Below are 1,101 nucleotides of genomic sequence, written 5' to 3'. Positions count from 1 at the left end.
AGAAAAAAGCCAAGACTCCAGCCAAGGCGAAGAAGGCTAAGAAGCCAAGCCTTAAAAAGCAAGCCAAGGCAAAAGCTAAGGCAACACGCCCAGCCAAAAAAGGAAAAGCAGCTAAGGCTTCGGGAGCAAAACCAGCAGGAGCTAAAGCCGCCAAAACAGCTGAGAACAAAGTAGCAAAGAAGGCTGAGCAAAAAGCAGCTAAAGCCGCTGAAAAGCAGGCAGCTAAAGCTGCTAAAGTTGCTGAAAGAAAGGCCGCGAGACAAGCCGCGAAAGCCACTGAGCAAGATAAGCCATAACCACGCGTAAGCAATAAGTACAACGCAAGGGGCTCGGATATTCCGGGCCCTTTTTTAGATTCTTGCATTTTGTAATTCAAGTTGGCTAGCCTTGTAGTAAGTCAAAAAGTTTAGTGGGAAGTTATCCACAATCTATATCAGGAGTGTCCTCAAATGAATAAGTTTGCCTCAATTTTAAAACCGCCAGTACTAGCACTGGCAAGGATATACTCAAATTAGATATAAAACCCATGTGTGGTGCCTAAGGAGAATTTGGTAACCTAAAAAGAAGGAGTTGTTACCCATGAAGATGCTAGGAATAAAAAGTTTAATTAAACATACGAACATACTCATATTGACACTCACGCTGGCTGGCTTAGGCTCAAGCAACGCAAGTGTCCCGCCATTGCTTATTGAAGTTAGTAGTGTTGCTGAAAACGATATTATTGCCATCAAGACACCAAAGGGTCAATACATTGCAGCCCCAGAAGGAAGCAGTCTAGCCACACAAATTTCCACGGTTGACAACACTGCAAAATTTAAAGTGACCACCGTGAGTGGTAACTTTACAGACACTAATGGCTGTACCGTTAGAATCCGCAGAGCTGACAATAACGATCATTATCTTGGCTGTTCCCCGAAATTTACCCCTTCGTGGGGCGGCGATCAAGCTTTAGCTCTTCATAACGGTTTTACCCCCGCCCAAAAAGACCTCAAGTTTAAGAAGGTTGGCAGTACCCTCTATTTTATAAAAACAGACTTTGGCAGTGGTGGATATTTTTTTCAAGACCTCTATACCAGCAGTGGCTACATAGAAACGCATTCA

At 43.8% G+C, this 1,101-nt stretch carries 1 protein-coding gene; it reads left to right on the top strand.

Going from position 1 to position 1,101, the window contains the following annotated elements; genetic code table 11:
- Positions 1-579 precede the first annotated feature (579 nt).
- Positions 580-1,101, top strand: a 522-nt coding sequence (locus FJZ26_06250; GenBank protein MBM3230007.1) for a hypothetical protein, incomplete at its 3' end; no start/stop codon positions are given.

Source organism: Candidatus Parvarchaeota archaeon (genome assembly GCA_016866895.1).
GTDB lineage: Archaea > Micrarchaeota > Micrarchaeia > Anstonellales > VGKX01 > VGKX01.
This window is presented reverse-complemented; position numbering and strand designations above follow the sequence as displayed.